20 protein-coding genes and 1 CRISPR repeat array (1 of these 21 running past the window's edge) are annotated in these 21,759 nt (G+C 37.5%); of the genes, 15 read left to right on the forward strand and 5 right to left on the reverse strand.

Going from position 1 to position 21,759, the window contains the following annotated elements:
* The first annotated feature begins 26 nt into the window (after window positions 1-26).
* The 7 genes from ACVIJU_RS04140 (at window position 27) to ACVIJU_RS04170 (ending at window position 5,676) form a co-directional block, all read left to right on the forward strand.
* Window positions 27-1,007 (forward strand): FecCD family ABC transporter permease, encoded by a 981-nt coding sequence (locus tag ACVIJU_RS04140; RefSeq protein ID WP_063387712.1) that lies wholly within the window; start codon window positions 27-29, stop codon window positions 1,005-1,007.
* Complete coding sequence (locus ACVIJU_RS04145) at window positions 997-1,794, forward strand: ABC transporter ATP-binding protein (protein ID WP_456687294.1); 798 nt, start codon at window positions 997-999, stop codon at window positions 1,792-1,794. The genes ACVIJU_RS04140 and ACVIJU_RS04145 overlap by 11 nt, the downstream gene beginning before the upstream one ends.
* Entirely contained in the window at window positions 1,791-2,558 is a 768-nt protein-coding gene (gene srtB / locus ACVIJU_RS04150; protein ID WP_063387714.1) for a class B sortase, read from the forward strand. Before ACVIJU_RS04145 ends, srtB begins: the two co-directional genes overlap by 4 nt.
* Before the next feature lie 74 nt (window positions 2,559-2,632).
* Window positions 2,633-3,580, forward strand: a complete 948-nt coding sequence (locus ACVIJU_RS04155; RefSeq protein ID WP_327856949.1) for an ABC transporter substrate-binding protein — start codon at window positions 2,633-2,635, stop codon at window positions 3,578-3,580.
* Window positions 3,577-4,572 (forward strand): FecCD family ABC transporter permease, encoded by a 996-nt coding sequence (locus tag ACVIJU_RS04160; RefSeq protein ID WP_063387716.1) that lies wholly within the window; start codon window positions 3,577-3,579, stop codon window positions 4,570-4,572. The genes ACVIJU_RS04155 and ACVIJU_RS04160 overlap by 4 nt, the downstream gene beginning before the upstream one ends.
* Entirely contained in the window at window positions 4,559-5,374 is an 816-nt protein-coding gene (locus tag ACVIJU_RS04165) for an ABC transporter ATP-binding protein (protein ID WP_429645871.1), read from the forward strand. The genes ACVIJU_RS04160 and ACVIJU_RS04165 overlap by 14 nt, the downstream gene beginning before the upstream one ends.
* Entirely contained in the window at window positions 5,344-5,676 is a 333-nt protein-coding gene (locus ACVIJU_RS04170; protein ID WP_063387718.1) for an antibiotic biosynthesis monooxygenase, read from the forward strand. The genes ACVIJU_RS04165 and ACVIJU_RS04170 overlap by 31 nt, the downstream gene beginning before the upstream one ends.
* 426 nt (window positions 5,677-6,102) lie before the next feature.
* Here ACVIJU_RS04170 and ACVIJU_RS04175 read toward each other — a convergent pair whose 3' ends face one another.
* From ACVIJU_RS04175 to ACVIJU_RS04195, 5 genes are read right to left on the reverse strand one after another with little or no spacing between them, the layout of a single operon-like run.
* Window positions 6,103-6,531, reverse strand: coding sequence for an OsmC family protein (locus ACVIJU_RS04175; RefSeq protein ID WP_063387719.1), 429 nt, complete (start codon window positions 6,529-6,531; stop codon window positions 6,103-6,105).
* Window positions 6,532-6,550: 19 nt separating this feature from the next.
* Window positions 6,551-7,297: an amino acid ABC transporter ATP-binding protein gene (locus ACVIJU_RS04180; RefSeq protein ID WP_066250100.1), complete on the reverse strand. Its 747-nt coding sequence runs from the start codon at window positions 7,295-7,297 to the stop codon at window positions 6,551-6,553.
* Window positions 7,298-7,309: 12 nt separating this feature from the next.
* A complete protein-coding gene (locus ACVIJU_RS04185) occupies window positions 7,310-7,951 on the reverse strand; it encodes an amino acid ABC transporter permease (protein WP_130157528.1) in 642 nt (213 codons plus the stop codon).
* A gap of 18 nt (window positions 7,952-7,969) precedes the next feature.
* Complete coding sequence (locus tag ACVIJU_RS04190; protein ID WP_063387722.1) at window positions 7,970-8,800, reverse strand: substrate-binding periplasmic protein; 831 nt, start codon at window positions 8,798-8,800, stop codon at window positions 7,970-7,972.
* A 15-nt stretch (window positions 8,801-8,815) separates the two neighbouring features.
* A complete protein-coding gene (locus tag ACVIJU_RS04195; protein WP_232515597.1) occupies window positions 8,816-9,439 on the reverse strand; it encodes a TetR/AcrR family transcriptional regulator in 624 nt (207 codons plus the stop codon).
* Window positions 9,440-10,333: 894 nt separating this feature from the next.
* Here ACVIJU_RS04195 and ACVIJU_RS04200 point away from each other — a divergent pair.
* The 8 genes from ACVIJU_RS04200 (at window position 10,334) to cas2 (ending at window position 19,579) form a co-directional block, all read left to right on the forward strand.
* Entirely contained in the window at window positions 10,334-11,281 is a 948-nt protein-coding gene (locus tag ACVIJU_RS04200) for a helix-turn-helix transcriptional regulator (RefSeq protein WP_456687295.1), read from the forward strand.
* A gap of 182 nt (window positions 11,282-11,463) precedes the next feature.
* On the forward strand, window positions 11,464-13,890 hold the full coding sequence (gene cas3 / locus ACVIJU_RS04205) for a CRISPR-associated helicase Cas3' (protein ID WP_456687296.1): 2,427 nt from the start codon (window positions 11,464-11,466) through the stop codon (window positions 13,888-13,890).
* Between the two features lie 255 nt (window positions 13,891-14,145).
* The gene (gene cas5c, locus ACVIJU_RS04210; protein WP_456687297.1) at window positions 14,146-14,862 is read left to right on the forward strand and encodes a type I-C CRISPR-associated protein Cas5c; all 717 of its coding nucleotides are present in this window, start codon (window positions 14,146-14,148) and stop codon (window positions 14,860-14,862) included.
* On the forward strand, window positions 14,863-16,749 hold the full coding sequence (gene cas8c, locus ACVIJU_RS04215; RefSeq protein ID WP_456687298.1) for a type I-C CRISPR-associated protein Cas8c/Csd1: 1,887 nt from the start codon (window positions 14,863-14,865) through the stop codon (window positions 16,747-16,749).
* A gap of 1 nt (window position 16,750) precedes the next feature.
* The gene (gene cas7c / locus ACVIJU_RS04220) at window positions 16,751-17,602 is read left to right on the forward strand and encodes a type I-C CRISPR-associated protein Cas7/Csd2 (RefSeq protein ID WP_094244424.1); all 852 of its coding nucleotides are present in this window, start codon (window positions 16,751-16,753) and stop codon (window positions 17,600-17,602) included.
* Window positions 17,592-18,251, forward strand: a complete 660-nt coding sequence (cas4, locus tag ACVIJU_RS04225) for a CRISPR-associated protein Cas4 (protein ID WP_130158742.1) — start codon at window positions 17,592-17,594, stop codon at window positions 18,249-18,251. Before cas7c ends, cas4 begins: the two co-directional genes overlap by 11 nt.
* Window positions 18,248-19,279 carry a type I-C CRISPR-associated endonuclease Cas1c gene (gene cas1c / locus ACVIJU_RS04230; RefSeq protein ID WP_094244426.1) on the forward strand — a complete coding sequence of 344 codons (1,032 nt, stop codon included), beginning with the start codon at window positions 18,248-18,250 and terminating at the stop codon, window positions 19,277-19,279. The genes cas4 and cas1c overlap by 4 nt, the downstream gene beginning before the upstream one ends.
* 9 nt (window positions 19,280-19,288) lie before the next feature.
* Complete coding sequence (cas2, locus tag ACVIJU_RS04235; RefSeq protein ID WP_094244427.1) at window positions 19,289-19,579, forward strand: CRISPR-associated endonuclease Cas2; 291 nt, start codon at window positions 19,289-19,291, stop codon at window positions 19,577-19,579.
* A gap of 168 nt (window positions 19,580-19,747) precedes the next feature.
* Window positions 19,748-21,759: direct repeats of the CRISPR family, unit length 32 nt; unit sequence GTCGCATCCTTTATGGATGCGTGGATTGAAAT (it continues 84 nt past the right edge of the window).

Genomic DNA, 21,759 nt, shown 5'->3' on the forward strand with positions numbered 1-21,759 from the left:
GACAAAAAAGAAAAGGGTGCTGATCCATGAAGAAAACGTGGCTAACTTTTGCAGTAGTGACCACAATGCTGGTTGTTGTCACTTTTTTCTCTATTGTGAACGGAAGTTTGGAAATTGGCGTTGCTGAGTTGATCAGAGGCCTTTTGTTTGGTGGAAATGAAGATGTAGAAGTCATAAAGGATATGAGATTTCCACGGATCATTGTGTCCCTTTTTGCTGGAGCAAATTTGGCGGTATCGGGATTATTATTGCAGGCAGTCATGAGAAATCCTTTGGCGGAAGCTGGGATCATCGGGATTTCTTCAGGAGCCAATTTTGTTGCATTAACTATGATCAGCTTCTTTCCTACGTTGTTTTTTTGGATGCCGCTGTTTGCTTTTCTTGGAGGGATACTTGCCTGTTTTCTTGTCTATTCCTTTTCATGGAAATCAGGACTCAGCCCCCTTCGATTAATTTTAGTTGGGGTGGCAGTCAATGCGGTGTTTACTGCATTATATGAATCCTTTAACTACAGAGGCTATACGACAACCAGTTCTGCGAAAGCTACTGCATCAACATTATCTCAACAAACGTGGGACGATGTTCAAACAATTGTTATATATGGTTCCATCGGTTTAATATTGTCCTTGCTCGTTTATTCTTGGTGCAACATGCTGGCTTTACAAGATAAAACGGCGCGAAATCTGGGGCTTCACGTGACAAGAGCTCGGGTTATTATATCTGCGATTGCAGTTTATTTGGCAAGCGTCACAACCGCAACTGTTGGGGTCATTGCATTTGTCGGTTTGCTAATTCCCCATATTGGACGGCTATTAGTCGGTTCAGATTATAAAATATTAACACCATTCTCCATTTTATCAGGAGCTTTGCTTATTTTAACGGCCGACACAATCGGAAGGGTGTTTTTAGCGCCGACGGAACTTCCTGCATCCATTATTATGTCATTAATCGGCGGTCCCTTTTTGATTATATTGATTAGAAGGAGTGATCGCATCTATGGAGGTTAAAAATGTTTCATTCTCATATAATCAAAAAGAGGATCAGTTAAAATCAATTAACCTTGCTGTTGAACCTGGTAAAATTACGACGATTATCGGTCCGAATGGATGCGGAAAGTCCACATTATTAGAAGTTATGTCTAGCCACAATGCACCGCAAAAAGGCCAGATTATTTTGGACGGAAAATTGATTCAACAATATAAGCCGAGGGAATTGGCGAAGAAACTATCGGTTGTTCATCAAAAAAATGAAATTCCTTTTGATATCAATGTCGAGAACCTGGTGAGCTACGGCCGCATGCCGTATAAAAGATTTTTTCATCATCATAACTCAGAAGAGGATGAAGAAGTGATTGATTGGGCGCTTTCCATTACCAATTTGCAATCAAAACGAAAAGAAAAAGTAGAACAGCTGTCTGGGGGAGAAAGACAGCGAGTTTGGATAGCGATGGCATTGGCGCAAAAAACTCCTATTTTGTTTTTGGATGAACCGACAACATATTTGGATGTTTATTATCAATTCGAAATTTTAGAGCTCATCAAGAAGTTAAACAGGGAGTATAACATTACGATTGTGATGGTGCTGCATGATATGAATCAAGCCATTCGTTATAGTGATTGGATTATTGTGATGAAAAACGGCGAAATTGTGATGGAAGGTTCTCCAAAAGAAGTGATCACGGAAGGAATGATTGAAAGCATTTATGGGGTAAGAGCCATAGTCAATCATAATGATCAAAGCGGATTTTATGTTGTGCCAATGGGAGTTGCTAGAAGGAATGACAATGCGACATGAATGATCGGGGATTGAGAAAGATCATTGGGAAACTCGTTAGCATTGTTTGCATTGGGATTTTGTTTTTTTCAGCGTATCAAATTATAAGTATCCTTTACGATTACTATACAAACCGGCAAGTTTTAGCTGAAATTCAAGAGGTTTATCAAGAAAATCGTACCGAGAGAACTTCTCACGAAGGCAAGGACTTTGAAAGAATTCGTTCGTCTTTTATTGAATTGCAGCGCATTAACCAAGATATTGTTGGTTGGATTGAAATTCCCGACACATACATTTCGTATCCGATTCTTCAAGCGGAAAACAATGAGTTTTATTTAACAAGAAATTATAAAAAAGAGAAATCAAGGGCTGGAAGCATTTTTATGGATTATCGAAATGATGTGAAAGGCCTAAATCAAAATGTTATCCTTTACGGACATCGTATGAAAGATGACACGATGTTTGGACAATTAGATAAATATCTGGATGAATCGTTTTTCCAGCATCACCGCACCATTTATTTTGATACGTTATATGAAAGCTACGATGCTGAAATCTTTTCAGTATATAAAACGACTACAGATTTTTATTATATCGATACTGAATTTTCCTCTGATGACGAATTTTTATCATTCGTCAATCAGTTAAAAGATCGTTCCATTTATAAGACCGATATTGATATCGAACCGAATGATCAAATTTTAACTTTATCTACTTGTGATTACACGTTTCCTGGAGGAGAAGGGAGACTTGTCATACATGCAAAATTAAAGGAGAACAAGTAAATGGTTGAAAATTTCGAAAATAACAATTGACAATGATAATCATTTTTAATTAAAATGGTAAAGGAGGGATACTTTTGAAAACAAAACTTTTCCAATTCACCCTCACGTTTTTCTTATTGCTCTTATTTACCGGATGCGGGGTAAAAGGAACTGAATCAACAGGAGGGACAAAAGTAACAGAAAGCAAAGTGAAAGTGACCGATGCATCAGGTCGTGAAGTTGCTTTTGACACTCATCCGAAAAAATTTGCTTCATTAACGATCGGTGATATGGATATCATTCATCAATTAGGAGGGGAAATTGTCGGCAGGCCTAGTACGAAGGTAGAGATACCGGAAGAATTAGAAAAAGTAGCAGAAATCGGAAATACACACCAGCCGAATATAGAGAAGATCGTAAGTTTGAAGCCAGATGTGTTAATTGCCAATGTTGGTTTTGATAAAAACATCCCCGCATTGGAGAATCAAGGAATACAAACTATCATGACGGAAGCGAATTCCATTGAAGATATAAAGAAAAACATCGAAACATATGGAACTCTTCTCGGTAAAGAATCGAAAGCTCAAGAGTTGATTAAACAAATCGAGCAAGTCGTTGAGAAGCAAACGGAAGCTTCCGAAGCTCAAGCATTGCTTGTTTATGGAGCACCTGGATCATTTTTAGCAGCTCTCCCAACGTCATTGGCAGGAGATATTTTAGAAAAATCGGGTGGAATCAATGTAGCATCGAACTTTCCAAAGTTAAAAGAATATCCGCAATACGCTCAATTAGCGGTAGAACGTGTGGTGGAAGCTGATCCAGATATCATTTACTTAATCACACACGGTGATCCTAGCGGAGTAGAAAAAGCTTTTAAACAAGAAATGGAAAAAAATGCAGCTTGGAAAAACTTAGATGCAGTAAAAAAAGGAAACATTGTGGTGCTGCCATCGAATTTGTTTGGCACTAATCCGGGGACAAAGATCACAGAAGCAGTGGAATATATGCGTCAAAGCTTGAAAGATATAGGAAAGGATTCATGATGAATCGAAAGAAACGAATATGGCTTATCATCATTCTGATCATCTTATTGTTTCTAAGCGTATTCTATAGCCTGACAGCAGGCAGTATCTCTATTTCATTTAAGGAATTTTTTGCGGATATGGGCGATAAGGAATCGTTAGTGTACCGTGTTGTTTGGGATTTGCGGCTCCCAAGGATTCTCGTTGGGCTGCTTGTCGGCATGTGTTTAGCGGTTTCGGGTGCGATTTTACAAGGTGTAATGAAAAACCCGCTTGCGGATCCCGGTATTATTGGCGTGACGTCTGGGGCAGGACTGGCAGCGACGGTGATCATGGTGCTGTATCCCGATCAACTGCACATTTTGCCTTTAGCAGCCTTTCTAGGCGCTTTTCTTACGGCTATGCTGATTTATTTGCTAGCTTGGCAAGATGGAACTTCCATTGTTCGAATTATGCTGGTCGGGATTTCAATCAACGCCTTTTTAGGTGCGATCATGTCATGTATTATGATTTTACATAGCGACAAAGTTCAAGCGGTTCTGCCATGGCTAAATGGCGGGATTAGCGGCGTAAGCTGGGTGCATGTAGAGATGATTGTTTATTATGCCATTTTTGCACTGGCATTAGCGTTTTTTTCCATCAAACATATCCGCATGCTGATGCTGGGGGATGAGGTGGCCACTTTATTAGGCCATCAAGTGGAAAGAAGCAGATTTTTCTTAATTTTTGTCAGTGCTCTTTTAGCTGGAATAGCCGTCAGTGTGGCCGGACTGGTAGGATTTGTAGGTCTTATCGTTCCGCATATCATTCGATTGCTCATCGGAAACGATTATCGTTATTTGCTGCCATTATCCTGTGTAGGCGGCGGCATACTCGTTGTGTTCGCAGATGCTGCGGCAAGAAGCTGGTTTGATCCTATTGAACTGCCGGTAGGGATCCTGCTGTCTTTTCTAGGCGGTCCGTTTTTCCTATATTTGGTCTTTAAAGGGGGAGTGAAGCATGCTCACCGTTAAAGATCTGACTTACCACCATTCCAAACGATTTGGCATCAACGAAATGAATCTGGAATTGCCAAAGGGTGAAGTGATTAGTATTATCGGGCCTAATGGATCAGGAAAATCCACCTTGCTGCGGCTCATCGCTGCCTTATTACAGCCCCAAAATGGCGAGATCATTCTCGATGGAAAAAATATCGTTTCTGCGAATCGAAAAGATATCGCAAAACAATTAACTATGCTGCCGCAAACACATGATGTTACGCTCGATTTTACCGTACGTGAATTAGTAGAGTTCGGCAGGAACCCTTATAAACGAAAATTTGTCCCATTCAGTCAAGAAGATAAAGAAATCGTTGATTGGGCGTTAGCTCTTGCCAATGTGAAACAATATGAACATCAACACTTGTCTTCCTTATCAGGAGGCGAGAGGCAAAGAGCATGGATTGCGATGGTTCTTGCCCAGAGTACTGAATATTTATTATTGGATGAACCGACCACGTTTTTAGATATTGTACATCAATTGGAAATTTTGGAGGTTGTCCAAACGATCAATCAACAGTATAACAGGACGGTCATCATGATTCTTCACGATCTGAATCAAGCCGCACAGTATAGTGACCGCTTAATCGTGATGAAAGACGGGACGATTTATCAACAAGGCAGTCCAGAGGAAGTATTTTCGGAAAAAATGTTTGAAGAGGTATTTGGTATTTCTGTCTCCATCCATGATATGGATGGAAAACCAATGTTTATTCCAAAACGATTCAAAAGAAAGGGGAAAAAAGAATGTACATCGTTACCAATTCCATTCGCGTGAAAAAAGGATATTCCGGAAAGTTAGTGGAGCGTTTTAAAATTAGAAAGGGAATTGAGAAATTTCCTGGGTTCATTCGTTTAGATCTCTTAGTAACAGACGGATTAAAAGATTATGACGAAGTTCGTGTATACACAACATGGGAGAACAAAGAAAGCTTCGAAGGTTGGTTCCACAGCGATGTGTTCCAAAAAGCGCATGAAAATCGAAAACAACATGACTATGTTATTGGAAATCAAGTGTCCTTCCATGAGCTAGCATATTCCTATGTAAAAGAAGATGAGCGTGCTGTCGAAAATTTATAAATAAAAAATGGCAGAACGATTTTTGTGAAGTAGGTTACAAAAATTGATTGGAAAAAGAATAGATATCCGAATTGCGGCCTTTTCCAAATGAATTGCGGGAAAAGGTCGTTTATTTTTTTCAGCAAAAACAAAAAATGTGGCACGGGGCTGTCCAGAAAGTCAAATCCCTATTGAAAACCAAAAATCATTAACATCGATATTTCATAAAAGGGGGCCGTCAATAAGCCGAAAAAACGACTTATTAGACAGCCCCAATCAAGAAAATAGTTAGTTAAAACCGCAAACACTCCGGCTTGGACAGCGGAACAGCTGTTAGAAACAAGAAAATAGGTAGTTAAAGGCAGCTGCTAAAACAAAATTTGTATAAAAAAATGATTGCAAAAGATTTTTCAATATCCTTTGCAATCAAAACTTTACTTCGTTTTTTCACTCTTTTTCAGCAGGAATTTCTTTGCCGTTCAATATTAGTTTGAACGTAACGTCACCTTTTAAAGATGCAGAAACCGCACAATATTTTTGTTTGCCTAATTGGATGGCGCGCCAAACTTTTTTCGGCGTTATATCCCCATTTACTGTAAATGTGATGGTATAAGCGGTGAAAGAAGAGGGCAATTCTTCGCGACGCGTGCCGTCGACTGTAATATCAATTGCCTCAATATGATCTAATTCATGTCTTAAAATCATCGTTACATCAATTCCAATGCAGCCGGCAAGAGCCGCTAGGAGCATTTCTGTTGGGGTTGCGGCACTTCCTTCTCCACCGTAGTTTTCCGTGGCATCCATTGCCATTTTGTATCCGGATGGACCGACTGCTTCAAAAGCACGGCCGCCCTGCCATGTTGCTTTAATTTGCATATTGTTCAATTCCTCTCTTTTAAAACTCTGTAACTTGTTGCAAAAATTTTTGTGCCCGCGCTGTTTGCGGATGTTCAAAAAATGCTGCTGGCTTCGCATCTTCTACGATAACGCCGTCTGCCATAAATAAAATGCGGTCAGCGGCACTCCGGGCAAATTTCATCTCATGCGTTACAATAATCATCGTCATGCCGTCTTCTGCTAATTCTTTCATTACTTTTAATACTTCTCCTACAAGCTCCGGATCAAGTGCAGAAGTCGGTTCATCGAATAGCATCAACTTCGGTTCCATCGCAAGAGCTCTTGCGATCGCTACACGTTGTTGCTGTCCGCCTGACAGCTGAGACGGATAAGCATCTTCTTTTGCTGCAAGCCCGACTTTTTCTAACAAATTGGCTGCGATGCTGTATGCTTTTTCCTTCGGCATTTTTTTCACTACTAATAAAGCTTCCATTACATTTTGGACGGCCGTTTTATGCGGGTATAAATTAAATTGTTGAAACACCATCCCTGTTTTTCGACGAATGGCATAAATTTCTTTTTGTTGTGCTTTTTTTGAAGCATTTGCATCAATCACATGACCGTCGACTGTAATGGTGCCGCCTGTAATTGTTTCAAGTCCGTTGATGCATCTTAAAAACGTACTTTTTCCTGAACCGCTTGGACCAATGACTGCCACTACTTGATGGGCTGGAATGGATAATGAAATATTTTTTAATATTTCGTGCTGTCCAAAATTTTTCTGTAAATTTTTAATCTCTATCATGCTGTCACCACCTTAATAAACAGACAGCCGTTTTTCGATTTTATTTAATAAAAATGTAAAGAATGTACTCATAATCCAATACATCGCTGCAATGGCTGCATAAAACGGCATGTAAACATAATATTGCGCCACTAATAATTGAGCAGAGCGCATTAATTCTGTGACCGCAATAACGGATACGAGCGATGTTTCTTTTAACATTCCGACAAATGTATTGCCAAGTGGGGGGATAGCGTAGCGAATCGCTTGAGGGATGATAATTCGGCGCATCGCCTGGCGTTCCGTCATACCAGTTGCGAGCGCTGCTTCTGTTTGCCCTTTTGGTATGGATTGAATCGCACCGCGAAACGCTTCTGAAACATAAGCGCCGATGTTAATACTTAGTGCAATATACGCAGCAGTTAATGGGCCTAATTCAATCCCATAATCAACTAAGCCATAATAAACGATGACGATTTGCACCAATGCCGGTGTCCCCCGAATAATGGACACATAGGCTCTTGCTATACCACGCAGAATGCGATTGCCCTTAAGCCGGGCAATCGCAATGATTAAACCAATGATTAAACCGAAGAACATGGAAACTACAGTAATGAGTAATGTATAATATGCCCCTTTTAACAAAAATGGCAAGTTTTCAATGACTAAGTCCATTTTGGCAACCTACTTTCATCATTCTTCGGTCGGCTCTTCGTCAAACCATTTTACATAAATTTCTTTATATGTTCCGTCTTCTTTCATTTCTTTCAATGCTTTATTTAAAGCATCCACCAATTCTTTATTGCCTTTTTTCACAGCAACGCCAGCTTGGTCCTCCTTAATTGGATCGCCGACGGCTTTAATTTTATAGCCGTTTTCTTCAATGACTGGTTTTAATGCATAGACATTGTTGATCGTTGCATCAATTCTGCCAGCATCCAAGTCTTTTAATGTTGTAATCACGTCATCATATGTGTTGATTTTAAAATCGCCCACTTTTGGCAATAATTCATTTCGCAAATATGCTTCATCATTTGTACCAAGTCCAACTCCGATTGTTTTTCCTTTAAAATCATTAACAGATTTGATGTCATTATTGTCTTCCCGAACGATCACTTTGACTTTATTTGTAATATATGGTTCTGTAAAATCGATTTGTTTTTTCCGTTCATCTGTGATTGTCACTTGGCTTACTAAAATATCGAATTTACCTTTTTGAAGCCCAGGAATTAAACCAGAAAATTCTTGTGCAACAAAATTTGCTTTAACGCCTAGACGTTTTGCCAATTCTTTCGCAATGTCAACGTCAAAGCCGTCGTATTCTTTGTTTTCATTCATAAAATTATAAGGTGCATAAGTACCCATAATGCCGACAGTGATTTCGCCTTTATCTTTGATTTCCTGTAATGCGTTTTTCTCTTGATCTTGAGTTTGTTTTTCTTTTTGATCATTGTTATTGCCGCATGCTGAAAGTATTAGAGCTGCTATTGCAATGAGTGAAATGAACCATCTTATTTTTTTCATGTTTATCCTCCTTCATTAGACACCAAAGATTCCAAAAAATTCAAAGTGTACAGTTTCTTCAATGAGCTGTTGAAGTGTTTTTTGCTGTAATGCATCTTTTGATGATGGCGATTGAAATAGCCATCTGGCTAAAACTCCTTCCAGGAGGCTCATGATGAATACTGCCAGTAATTTTGGATCTACTTCACGCGAGATCATTTTCAGTTCTTTGGCCTGTGCAATATTTTCCGCAAAAGCTGTTTCCATGTCTGCTTTAATCTCTTCCACTTTTTCTTGTATCTTTGGCTGAGAATGAATGCCTTTTAGCAATATGTTCATGAAATACTTATTGTTTTCAGCGAAATGAAAAATACGTTCAAACATTTGTGTCGTGGAAGCAACGGAATCTTGCAAGTCCACTTTTTTTGTGCGGTACCCTAGTTTGATTGCATCTAAAAGTTGGGCACGACCTATTTCCAGCATCTCAAGCGCGATCGCTTCTTTGCTTTTAAAATACCAATAAAATGTCCCTTGGGACACATTGCCTTTTGCGACGATATCTGAGACTTTCGTTTTTTCATAGCCAACTGTCGCAAATAATTCTAATGCAATTTGCAATAATTGCTGTTTTCTTTCCTGTCTTCGAGCTTCTGCCTGCACTATACCCCCCCTGACTGACTCATTAGTCAATTAAATCCTATAAGATTACTATAAATTAGTCAACACTTTTGCTTCATTTTTTTCAAAAAGCATGCTGCAAATTTAGAAATGGTTCGGCTGAAAAGAATAACAGAGCGAATCACCGTTATTTTATGGAAATCTGCATTACGTTATTCGTCCCGCTTTCACACACAGTCCTCTGTGTTCGTTCATGAACAGAGCAAGAGAAGAAATCAAAGAAACAATGCTTTTCATGTGGAAAAAATAAATCTGCCGATGTCTGCAGTTGTTTTGCTGTTAACGAGATCAACTATCAACGTTTTCTTCATTATTTTCGACTGTATATCCCAGCAATTGATTTAGCTGACTTAGGAAATCAGTGAAAAAGGAGATAAAGATGGATTCATTGTGACTTTTCCCCTTTAGGATTTTATTAGCAAAAAACAATGACGCCGTTTGCGAGCACTGTCCTTCTGCAAAGAGCCTTGCTTGTATGCGCGAAAAAAGAGCAGGAATGAGGATAAAATTTTGACACGTAATCAAGTTGTCTTGCATTTAGTTGTGGATAAAGAATATCAAGAATACCAATTCACCTATATTTTCAAAATGATCCTATCTTCTGTAAGTTTTCCTTCAAAAATATCTTCCTCAATTTCTGCTCGACGGTTTTTTATGAAATGTCCTTGCCTTTGTCCACCTAACGTGTGCTAAAGATACCTTTACTATGAAAAGCCGATGGCAAGAGCATCTTCTGTGGTTGAAGCGATCACACTCTGTTCTAATAGACCTAATTTCAAAAGTTTTATAAATTTTCCATACAGATTATCTATAGGATTAATTTACTATGGTAAAATATTACACGTAAATGTTGTTAGGTATTTTGGAGGTATCATTATGTCGAAAATTGTCAATGCTTTTCGAATGCTTCTTTTATTGAAATCACGAGGACGAATGCAAATTAAAGAATTAGCAGAAGAACTTGAATTAAGTGAAAGGGTTATTCGAGTTTATCGAGATCAATTAGAAATGGCTGGATTCCATATTCAGACAGCTAGGGGAAGATATGGAGGTTATGTTCTGCCGAAAAGCAATATTTTTGAATACTTGTCGCTTTCACCAAAAGAATTAGAAGCGTTAGTACAGGCAAGTGAATATTTAAAAAATCATCCTACCTTTTTGCAATTCGATGATTTTGAAAGTGCCGTCATGAAGATTCAAAGTATTTCCAAACAGCAGATTCAGTCTTCGTCTGAATGGAAGCCAATTATTTTAGAGGAAAAAGCAAATGTCGATTGGAATCATGAAAAAGATAAGTATGAACAATTAAATTTTGCAATCGCGGCTCGCAGAAAAGTGAAGATTGTTTATGAGGCTTTAAATTCAGACCGCACTGAACGCATCATTCATCCTTACAAACTGATTCCGTATAAAGAATTTTGGTATTGCATTGCTTATTGTGAGCTGAGAAATGATTATCGTGATTTTAAATTAACTAGAATTCAAGATTATCAAATATATGAAGAAAGGTTTCAGCGTGATGAATCATTTCGGCTCGAAGACTATATAGGTAAAACGAGTATTTATGCTGATACCTATTTTGTTGAATTGCATGTAAAACCACCATTTTCCAAGATTTTAAGTGAAAAGATCTATTCAGAGGATCAAGAAATAGAGCAACAACAAGATGGATCCATCATTTTTCGGGCGACGATGTCCGGGTTGCCGGAATTAACTAGTTTTGTATTAAGCATGGGATCTGCAGTTCAGGTGCTCGGTCCGAGTGAACTTCGCCAAAGCGTCGAGGAAGAAGTAGAAAAAATGTCAAAAAATTTTTTAAACTGACATATTAAGTTCCGGAATAGATGATAGGATGATGATAGAAAAGCTTGGAGGGAAAAGAAATGAGACTTCGATGCCAATTTGAGGTTGAAAGGCTACCCGTTGCTTTCTCGAATATTAATATGAATTTTAGTGTATCTAGAGTAGGTGCAAATATTTAAAAATATCGCAGGGAGCGGGATTAAATGAAGTTTATTGCCCATATACGCGAAAGTGATAATAAAATACAAACTGTTAAAGATCATTTGTTAGAAGTAAGAGATTTAGCTGAATCCTATGGGGAAAAGCTAGGTGTAAAACATTTAACTGGTCTTGCGGGTGTGCTTCATGATCTTGGAAAATGCACAAATGAATTTAGAGAATACATATTAGAAGCAGTAAATAATCCTGATGCACCGCCTAGAAGAGGAAGTGTTGACCATTCAACTGCAGGTGGGAAACTTCTCTATGAGATTTTTCATACAAGCGAGAAGTTAGATCCTCATAAAGGTCTCTTAGCAGAAGTGGTGGGAAATGCGATAATTTCTCATCACTCGTATCTTCAAGATTTTTTAAATCCAGATTTAGAATCAAATTACTTAAAAAGAGTCCGTGATAAAGAATTGCCTGAATTTGATAGGATAAAGCAATATTTTTTTAAATATGTTATGAATGAGAGAGATTTTCATAATTATGTTGACAAAGCAGCTGAAGAGTTAAAACAATTTTTAGCAAAAGAGTCATCAGGAAATTATGAAAAGCAACTAATGTTTTTAACCAAATTTGTATTTAGTGCTTTAATTGATGCTGATAGAACGAATACAAGATTATTTGAAGAAAATAAAACCAATGACCCTATAAACAATCATGAAGAGTTATTTGATATATACTACGAAAGGCTCATGAGAAAAATCAATTCATATAGTAAACAAAAGGATGCCTGTACAACTATTAATCTTCTAAGAAAAGAAATGTCTGATCAGTGTGATAAATTTGCTGAGAGAGCATCAGGAATATATACGTTATCTATCCCAACTGGTGGAGGGAAAACATTAGCAAGTTTAAGATATGCTCTTAAACACGCGAAACTTTATAACAAAAAACACATCATTTTTGTAGTCCCCTATACAACTATTATTGAACAAAACGCAGAAGAAGTTAGAAAAATATTAAAAGATGATGCCAATATATTAGAGCATCATTCAAACGTTATTGAAGATATAGATGATGATGAAAATCAAGATGGCTTGATTAGTGTGCAACAAAAATTAAAATTAGCCAAAGATAATTGGGATTCACCAATTATTTTTACAACGATTGTACAATTTTTGAACGTTTTTTACGCAAATGGGAGTAGAAATATTAGGAGGCTACATAATTTAAGTCATTCAGTGATTATTTTTGATGAAGTGCAAAAAGTTCCTATTTCATGTGTATCTCTATTTAATCAGGCACTAAACTTTTTAAAAACTTATGGTTGCTCCAGCATCGTGCTTTGCACTGCAACTCAACCAGCATTAGACTTCGTTGAGCATAAATTAGAAATAAATACGGATGCGGAAATGGTCAAAAACCTAAATTATGTAATTAATGCATTTAAACGGGTGGAAATCATTGATAAAGCAACAAATGAAACATTTAATAATGAAAAACTATCCAATTTTATTGAGGCAAAAATAAGAGAAGTACAAAGTGTGTTAGTTATTTTAAATACGAAATCAGTTGTGAAAGATCTGTATACTCAATTGAAAATGAAGAAGATAAATTTACCAATTTATCATTTGAGTACATCAATGTGTGCTGCTCATCGTAATAAAATTTTAGGTGAAATAAAAGATCATCTGAAAGAGGGTAATAAAGTAATTTGTGTAAGCACCCAACTGATTGAAGCGGGGGTAGATGTTAGTTTCGATTGTGTGATTCGCTCATTAGCAGGATTAGATTCCATTGCACAAGCTGCAGGCAGATGCAATCGGCACGGTGAAAAGGACATACAAAATGTTTATGTTATAGACCATGAAGAAGAAAAGTTAAATCGTTTAAAAGAAATAGCTGTTGGAAAAGAAGTTGCGAAAAGAATTTTGATTGATATAAGCCGCGATCAGGCCAATCATGGTGGCAGCATCTTGTCTATGCAAGCGATGGAAAGATATTTTAAAGAGTATTATACGGAATTCAAGCAGAGTTTGAATTATTTTATACCGAAATTGAAAAAAGAAATGGTAGAGCTATTGATAGCCAATAGAAGAAAAAGCTCCTATAGCCAAGCATATTTTCAAAAAAATGGTGCGCTTCCTCCGTTATTTTTAGTAAATAGCTATAAAACAGCGGCTGAACATTTCCGAGTGATTGACGACATGACTACTTCCGTAATTGTTCCGTATGGTGATGGTAAGAAAATTATCGCTGAATTCAATAGCAATAAAAGCATTTATGAATTTTCCCAGCTTTTGCGAAAGGCTCAGCAATATACGATCAACATCTTCGATTATGAGCGCGAACAATTAATCAAAAATGATGGGTTAGTGCGTTATTTAGACGGCAAAGTCCTAGCCTTAAAAGAAGGAGCATATGATAAGGAATTCGGCCTCAACCTTGAAAATGACAGCCATTTGGATGTAAGTATATTTTAAAAGATGCTTACTTAAGAGGGGTCTGGGGTCTTAAATAAAATAAAGTACAATCAAAAGGGTGCCAATTACTTTTGGTGCACCCTCTTTCAAATAATATAATATATTTTTCAATCCACGCTTTTAAAAGCGACAATTTATTATACCATAATCAAGATTCAAATATTATATTTCATATACTATATTATTTAATTTGAATATTTTCTGAAAAAAGATTATTATTAAATTATTAAAAAATTCAAAAAGGAGGTGTCTGTATTGAGAAACGCTATTGAATTTGAAGTTTATGGTGATTACGCCTTATTCACGGATCCTTTGACAAAAATGGGAGGTGAAAAGCTGTCCTATCAAGTGCCAACCTACCAGGCGTTGAAAGGAATTGTCGAGTCGATTTATTGGAAGCCCACCATACTTTTTATCATTGATGAGGTTCGAGTGATGAATCCGATTCGAATGGAATCCAAAGGCATTCGGCCAATTGAATATGGTGGGGGAAATACACTGGCTCATTATACGTATTTAAAAGACGTAAGATATCAAGTGCGTGCACATTTTGTTTTTAATCCGCACCGTCCTGATCTTGCTTTTGATCGCAACGAACATAAGCATCACAACATACTAAAACGTTCACTGAAAGCTGGAGGGCGAAGAGATATCTTTTTAGGCACTAGAGAATGCCAAGGGTATGTTGAACCGTGTGTATTTGGTGAAGGTGAAGGATTTTATGATGATTATGGCGATATTCATCTAGGTACCATGGTTCATGGGATTAATTACCCAGATGAAACCGGTAGAAACGAAATGGAAGTACGTCTATGGAATCCAGTTATGAAGAATGGCATTATTCAGTTTATTAGACCAGATCAATGTACACATGTTCGAAAAATCAAGAAAATGAATCCGAAGCGTTTCGATAAAACAAATATTGAATCTGCTGATGAACTGCTAAATCAATTAGGAGGGGGAGGTGAATAAATGAGCTGGTTATTAAATTTATATGAAACATATGAAGCCAATTTAGATCGTGTAGGTGTAATGGAAAAAAAGCATAATGAACAAGAGTATACTTTGTTGCCGATTTCTCATACGACTCAAACCGCGCATATTACAGTGAATATCACAGAAGACGGGCAATTCCATTCGGCAACAGTCATTAAGGAAGTGACTGTCATCCCTTGCACAGAAGATGCCGCGAACCGGACTAGTACGAAAATAGCCCCTTATCCGCTTCACGATAAATTAAGTTATGTAGCAGGCGATTTTGTTACATATGGTGGAAAAATAAAAAAAGAAGAACCTTTTAGCTATTATATTCAACAGTTGAAAGATTGGGCAGAATCACCCTATGCAACAAAAAAACTAAAAAGTATTTATAGCTATTTAAGTAAGAAACGATTAATTAAAGATTTAGTGGATGAAAAAATTTTGTACTTAGATGCTGAGGGTCATTTAATAGATAAATGGGATAAAAAATACGAATCTTTGTATGGTAGTAAACCACCCATATTTTCAGTAATAAATGGCGGTATAGAGAGTGCCTTTATTCGATTTAATGTTTATTCGCCTAATAAAATACTAACAAAGGTTTGGGAAGACCCTGAAATGTATGAATCTTTTATTTTATTTTATAAAGATTTGTTAAGTGATGAGGATCTATGTTATGTAACGGGAAAAAGGCTGCCAAGCACTGACAAACACGCAAACAAAATTAGAAATGCTGGCGATAAAGCGAAACTAATTTCTGCCAATGATACGAGTGGTTTTACGTTCAGGGGACGTTTCCATGAAAGTAATGAAGTGGCCAGCATTAGTTATGATGTTTCCCAGAAGGCGCATAATGCATTGAAATGGCTGATTAACAGGCAGGGAAAAATCATTGACCAACGCGTGTTTCTTGTATGGGGAAATGATGAAATTAATCTTCCAGATCCGACAGAAGATACTTTTGCTATCCATCCCATGCCATTAGAAAAAAAAGAAAGAAAATCGTTTACGAATCAGGAATTTGCCAATGAAGTAGCCAAAGCTTTGGAGGGGTATAAAGCGAATCTGACAACAAAGTCCGAGGTGAATATTTTAATCCTTGATTCTGCTACCCCGGGGCGTCTTGCGGTGCTTTATTATCGAAATATGGATAGAAAACTGTATTTGGATAGACTGATTAAATGGCATTCGACTTGTGTGTGGCTCCATCGTTATCGAAAAGATGAACAAAAGAAAACGGTTCAATTTTACGGGGCTCCCGCGACTAAAGATATCGCGTTTGCTGCTTACGGGCCGACAGCAAATGATAAAGTGGTGAAAGGGCTGATGGAGCGCATCTTTCCTTGCATTGTCGATGATAAAAAAATTCCTCTGGACATTATAAGAAGCGCTTTTTATCGCGCTTCAAATCCAGTGGCAATGGAAAACTGGGAATGGGAAAAAACGTTAAGTATTGCCTGCGCTTTAATTAATAAACAGGAGGGATTAAATGTGGCGCTAGATACAGAAAATAACGACCGCGATTATTTATTTGGCCGTTTATTAGCAATTGCGGATGTGTTGGAAAGACGCGCTTTAGATTCTGATGAAACGCGAGCTACTAACGCCATCAGATATATGAACGCTTTTTCCAAACACCCCGCAAGAACATGGAAGATCATTCAGGAAAGTATTCAACCTTATCAAATGAGGCTCGGGACAAGAGGGCTATATTTGTCCAAACTAATTGATGAAGTGGCTTCTAGAATGAAATTTGAAGATTTTAATAACAAACCGTTATCTGGTAAATACCTATTAGGTTTTTATAGCCAACGACATGCATTATATCAAAAATCAGAAAAAAATACTGAACCATCTAATGAAGTAGGAGGAATGTAATATGTCAATCTTAGATCATAAAATTGATTTTGCTGTTGTATTATCGGTTAAAAAAGCCAATCCGAATGGAGATCCATTGAATGGAAACCGTCCGAGACAAAATTATGACGGACATGGAGAGATTTCGGATGTGGCCATTAAACGGAAAATCAGAAATCGACTGCAGGATATGGGAGAGTCCATTTTTGTTCAATCGAATGATCGAAAAGTCGATGATTTTAAAAGTTTAAAAGAGCGTGCAGAAGCACACCCGGAATTAAAGAAAATTATGAGTTCTAAAAACGGCTCAAGTGAAGAGTTTGCGAAGATAGCTTGCCAGTTATGGATAGATGTCCGGGCCTTTGGTCAAGTTTTTGCCTTTAAAGGATCCGATTTATCTGTCGGTGTTCGTGGTCCTGTTTCAATCCATACGGCAACAAGTGTCGACCCTGTTGATATTGTCAGCATGCAGATTACAAAAAGTGTAAATTCTGTAACAAATGAAAAACGCAGCTCTGACACTATGGGAATGAAGCATCGTGTTGATTTTGGTGTGTATGTTTTTTACGGCAGTATGAATACGCAATTGGCAGAAAAAACAGGATTTACAAATGAAGATGCGCTAAAAATCCAACAAGCTCTTGTTACATTGTTTGAGAATGACGCATCTGCTGCGAGACCTGAAGGAAGCATGGAAGTGCACAAAGTTTATTGGTGGGAGCACAATTCAAAACTGGGACAATATTCTTCCGCTAAAGTTCATCGTTTATTAAAAATTGAAAAAAATGTGGAAGAACCAAAATCGATTGATGATTATACGATCACTTTAAATGAGCTAGATGGTTTAAAAGCTGTGGTCATCGATGGTAAATAATGAGGAAGAAATTTATTTAATGTTGTCCGGTATTCAGCATTTTCAATTTTGTAGACGCCAATGGGCTCTCATTCATATTGAACAGCAATGGGAAGAAAATGTAAGAACGATTGAAGGACAATATCTTCATCGAAAAGCTGACAAGCCATTTATTCGAGAGAAGCGTGGCAATAAACTGATTGTTCGAGCAATGCCTGTAAAGTCAAATGAACTGAAAATTACCGGTGTTTGTGATGTTGTTGAATTTGTTAAAGATAATAATGGTGTAGAAATAGTGGGTGCTGAAGGAAAATATGTTGCCTATCCTATAGAATATAAACGTGGAAAGCCGAAAATAAATGATTCAGATATATTGCAATTAACAGCACAAGTTATGTGTTTAGAGGAGATGTTACTTTGCAAAATAAACACAGGATATATGTTTTATAACGAGATAAAACGGAGAGTAGAAATACCTATAACATTAGAAAATAAAAATAAAGTAAGGTCAATTGTCTTAGAAATGCATGATCATTATAAGCGCAAGTATACGCCTAAAGTGAAAACTGGATCTTTTTGCAAAAACTGTTCCCTCCAAAATATTTGTTTGCCAAATTTAATGAATAAGCGGACTGTAAAAAGTTATATTGAAGGAAAGATAAAAGAATGAAAAAACTGCTTAACACATTATTTATCACTCAATCAGATGTTTATTTATCATTAGACGGCGATAATATTGTCCTTTTAAAAGAGAATGAGAAGATAGGTAGATTACCGCTTCATAATTTAGAATCAATCGTATCCTTTGGCTATACTGGTGCAAGTCCTGCATTAATGGGATATTGTGCAGAAAAAAATATTTCATTAGTTTTTTTAACTAAGAACGGTCGATTTCTGGCAAGAGTGATCGGAAAAAGCAAGGGTAACGTCATCCTTAGAAAGAAACAATATCGTGTGTCTGAAGATGAAGTTATGTCGGTAAAAATTGCACGTAACTTTATTATTGGAAAGATTTATAACAATAAATGGATAATAGAAAGAATGACTAGAGATTATCCATTACGAGTGGATGTAGCTCTTTTTAAAGAAATCTCTCAACATTTATCATCTATCATTCATGATGTGCGAGAGTGTGAAGATTTAGAAAGATTAAGAGGTTTGGAAGGACAAGCTGCTATAAGTTACAATAAACTGTTTAATCAGATGATATTACAGCAAAAAGAGGATTTTTATTTCCACTCGCGATCACGAAGACCGCCATTAGATAACGTGAATGCAATGCTTTCATTTGCTTATACGTTATTGGCAAATGATATGGCATCAGCGTTGGAGGGGGTTGGTCTCGATGCATATGTTGGTTTTTTGCATCGAGATCGACCAGGAAGAGCATCTTTAGCTTTAGATGTAATGGAAGAATTGCGGGGTGTTTACGCAGATAAGTTTGTCTTAACATTGATTAATAAAAAAATTGTTAACAAAGAGGATTTTATAAAAAAAGAAAATGGAGCTGTAATTATGACAGATGAAGCTAGAAAGAAATTCTTATCTGCATGGCAAAATAGAAAACAAGACAAGATAACACATCCATATTTAGGCGAGAAAATAACTTGGGGATTAGTTCCACATGCACAAGCTTTACTATTGGCCCGTCATTTACGTGATGATTTGGATGAGTATCCACCATTTTTATGGAAGTAGGTGTAAATTTTGTTAGTTTTAATAACTTATGATGTTAGTACTGTAAGCAGTGCAGGACAAAAAAGATTAAGGAAAGTGTCAAAAGTATGCCAAAATTATGGCCAACGAGTCCAAAATTCAGTTTTTGAATGTAACGTCGATGCAGCCCAATTTACAGCTTTAAAATTAGAACTTACCAATATTATTGATGAAAATAAAGATAGTCTCAGGTTCTATCAACTAGGAAACAATTATAAGTCTAGAGTAGAGCATATAGGTGTGAAAGCATCACTTGATTTAGAGGATCCTATAATTTTTTAGTGCGAATGTATAGTGAGCTTGAAATTCTTGATGCATTCGCACCTGATTTTTTTTGAAATTATTGCCATATTTTATTTTTTTTTGAAAAAAGTTCTTTATTTTTATAAAGAAAATGGCGGTTTTTTGTCAAAATTACATCAATTTAAGTAATTTTGAGAAAAAATCGCTGTCGCATCCTTTATGGATGCGTGGATTGAAATTAACATTGTATTATTTGCTCTATCTTGTTTTTTGGTCGCATCCTTTATGGATGCGTGGATTGAAATATGCACACCGCCAACACTTGCCGGCTCATCTTCGTCGCATCCTTTATGGATGCGTGGATTGAAATTTTTGTTTGATTGCATCCAAAACTGCCTTTTGTCGTCGCATCCTTTATGGATGCGTGGATTGAAATATGCAGCGAGGGTTGCAGCTTCATGGGTGGTTGCAGTCGCATCCTTTATGGATGCGTGGATTGAAATCACTCACAGCAGAAGAATATGTCGGAAATGAGCCGTCGCATCCTTTATGGATGCGTGGATTGAAATTTTTTGCTTAATATTGACTTTTGGAATAAATAGAGTCGCATCCTTTATGGATGCGTGGATTGAAATTTCCGGGCTTTAGCCACCTTGTCTGTCGCTTTGGCGAGTCGCATCCTTTATGGATGCGTGGATTGAAATAACGTTTGCTGTTGTCGGACAAGAGTTTGCTAGTTGTCGCATCCTTTATGGATGCGTGGATTGAAATATACAATTCAGCAGCCAACTTCATGTCTCCGGGAAGTCGCATCCTTTATGGATGCGTGGATTGAAATTACCGATACTAAATGCAGTTTTGCCTACACTTACGTCGCATCCTTTATGGATGCGTGGATTGAAATAGCCTTTAGGGTTTTATCAATTTTGTTAATTTCCGTCGCATCCTTTATGGATGCGTGGATTGAAATAATTACAAAATCCATATCATCAGCCATGCTGTTAAGTCGCATCCTTTATGGATGCGTGGATTGAAATATCTCCTTTCGCCCTATATTTCGACAAAAGGAGAGTCGCATCCTTTATGGATGCGTGGATTGAAATAGTTTGATAAGTCCCCTTCTGGCCTCATGTTCATTGTCGCATCCTTTATGGATGCGTGGATTGAAATACTAATATCACTTAAAATCCCATAATACGTCTTAGTCGCATCCTTTATGGATGCGTGGATTGAAATGGTCTTGTTTAAGCAGCCATTCGAGATAGTCCGGCGTCGCATCCTTTATGGATGCGTGGATTGAAATTGTATTGACTGGAAAAGCAACCGTATGACTTGTTGTCGCATCCTTTATGGATGCGTGGATTGAAATCATCTTGATGGAAGCCTTTAAATTCAATCGGTGTGGTCGCATCCTTTATGGATGCGTGGATTGAAATCAAGGAACTGGTACTTTCTGTATTGTCGCAATGCCGTCGCATCCTTTATGGATGCGTGGATTGAAATAATCCCGTCCCAGTATAACTCATAAATTCGATCAAGTCGCATCCTTTATGGATGCGTGGATTGAAATAAATGTACAGTCCTCTCATCATCATGTCCGCTGAAGTCGCATCCTTTATGGATGCGTGGATTGAAATATCGATTGGAACCGTTTTGAAGAAGTCCACGCTGAGTCGCATCCTTTATGGATGCGTGGATTGAAATGACAAGTCGGTAGAGTTGAAATATATTTACTAGACCCGTCGCATCCTTTATGGATGCGTGGATTGAAATATCAAAGATGCGTTTCAGCCTGGCTTTTTTGGCGTCGCATCCTTTATGGATGCGTGGATTGAAATGAGCAATGGGCGTGTCAGCAGCAAACGAAATTAACGTCGCATCCTTTATGGATGCGTGGATTGAAATTTGCCTTACGTTGTAATGGTTTTTTTGCTCGGTCGTCGCATCCTTTATGGATGCGTGGATTGAAATAGGTCCGTATTTGTAGGGTTTAGACCTTAAGAAAGTCGCATCCTTTATGGATGCGTGGATTGAAATATCTTGTTGACTGTTTGTAAGCTGTTTTGCTAGGTCGCATCCTTTATGGATGCGTGGATTGAAATAATCCGTTTGCGACTGCTCCCGGATCGTTACCGCCGTCGCATCCTTTATGGATGCGTGGATTGAAATAATCACAAATTCAATATACTTGCCATCCTCGTCGGGGTCGCATCCTTTAT

The organism is Aeribacillus sp. SP014, from assembly GCF_054055575.1.

Excerpts from the sequence above, each read along its gene's own strand:
- ACVIJU_RS04140 (WP_063387712.1), top strand. The coding sequence starts at position 27 with ATGAAGAAAACGTGGCTAACTTTTGCAGTAGTGACCACAATGCTGGTT.
- ACVIJU_RS04145 (WP_456687294.1), top strand. The coding sequence starts at position 997 with ATGGAGGTTAAAAATGTTTCATTCTCATATAATCAAAAAGAGGATCAG.
- srtB (WP_063387714.1), top strand. The coding sequence starts at position 1,791 with ATGAATGATCGGGGATTGAGAAAGATCATTGGGAAACTCGTTAGCATT.
- ACVIJU_RS04160 (WP_063387716.1), top strand. The coding sequence starts at position 3,577 with ATGATGAATCGAAAGAAACGAATATGGCTTATCATCATTCTGATCATC.
- ACVIJU_RS04165 (WP_429645871.1), top strand. The coding sequence starts at position 4,559 with ATGCTCACCGTTAAAGATCTGACTTACCACCATTCCAAACGATTTGGC.
- ACVIJU_RS04170 (WP_063387718.1), top strand. The coding sequence starts at position 5,344 with ATGTACATCGTTACCAATTCCATTCGCGTGAAAAAAGGATATTCCGGA.
- ACVIJU_RS04175 (WP_063387719.1), bottom strand. The coding sequence starts at position 6,531 with ATGCAAATTAAAGCAACATGGCAGGGCGGCCGTGCTTTTGAAGCAGTC.
- ACVIJU_RS04180 (WP_066250100.1), bottom strand. The coding sequence starts at position 7,297 with ATGATAGAGATTAAAAATTTACAGAAAAATTTTGGACAGCACGAAATA.
- ACVIJU_RS04185 (WP_130157528.1), bottom strand. The coding sequence starts at position 7,951 with ATGGACTTAGTCATTGAAAACTTGCCATTTTTGTTAAAAGGGGCATAT.
- ACVIJU_RS04190 (WP_063387722.1), bottom strand. The coding sequence starts at position 8,800 with ATGAAAAAAATAAGATGGTTCATTTCACTCATTGCAATAGCAGCTCTA.
- ACVIJU_RS04200 (WP_456687295.1), top strand. The coding sequence starts at position 10,334 with ATGTCGAAAATTGTCAATGCTTTTCGAATGCTTCTTTTATTGAAATCA.
- cas3 (WP_456687296.1), top strand. The coding sequence starts at position 11,464 with ATGAAGTTTATTGCCCATATACGCGAAAGTGATAATAAAATACAAACT.
- cas8c (WP_456687298.1), top strand. The coding sequence starts at position 14,863 with ATGAGCTGGTTATTAAATTTATATGAAACATATGAAGCCAATTTAGAT.
- cas7c (WP_094244424.1), top strand. The coding sequence starts at position 16,751 with ATGTCAATCTTAGATCATAAAATTGATTTTGCTGTTGTATTATCGGTT.
- cas4 (WP_130158742.1), top strand. The coding sequence starts at position 17,592 with ATGGTAAATAATGAGGAAGAAATTTATTTAATGTTGTCCGGTATTCAG.
- cas1c (WP_094244426.1), top strand. The coding sequence starts at position 18,248 with ATGAAAAAACTGCTTAACACATTATTTATCACTCAATCAGATGTTTAT.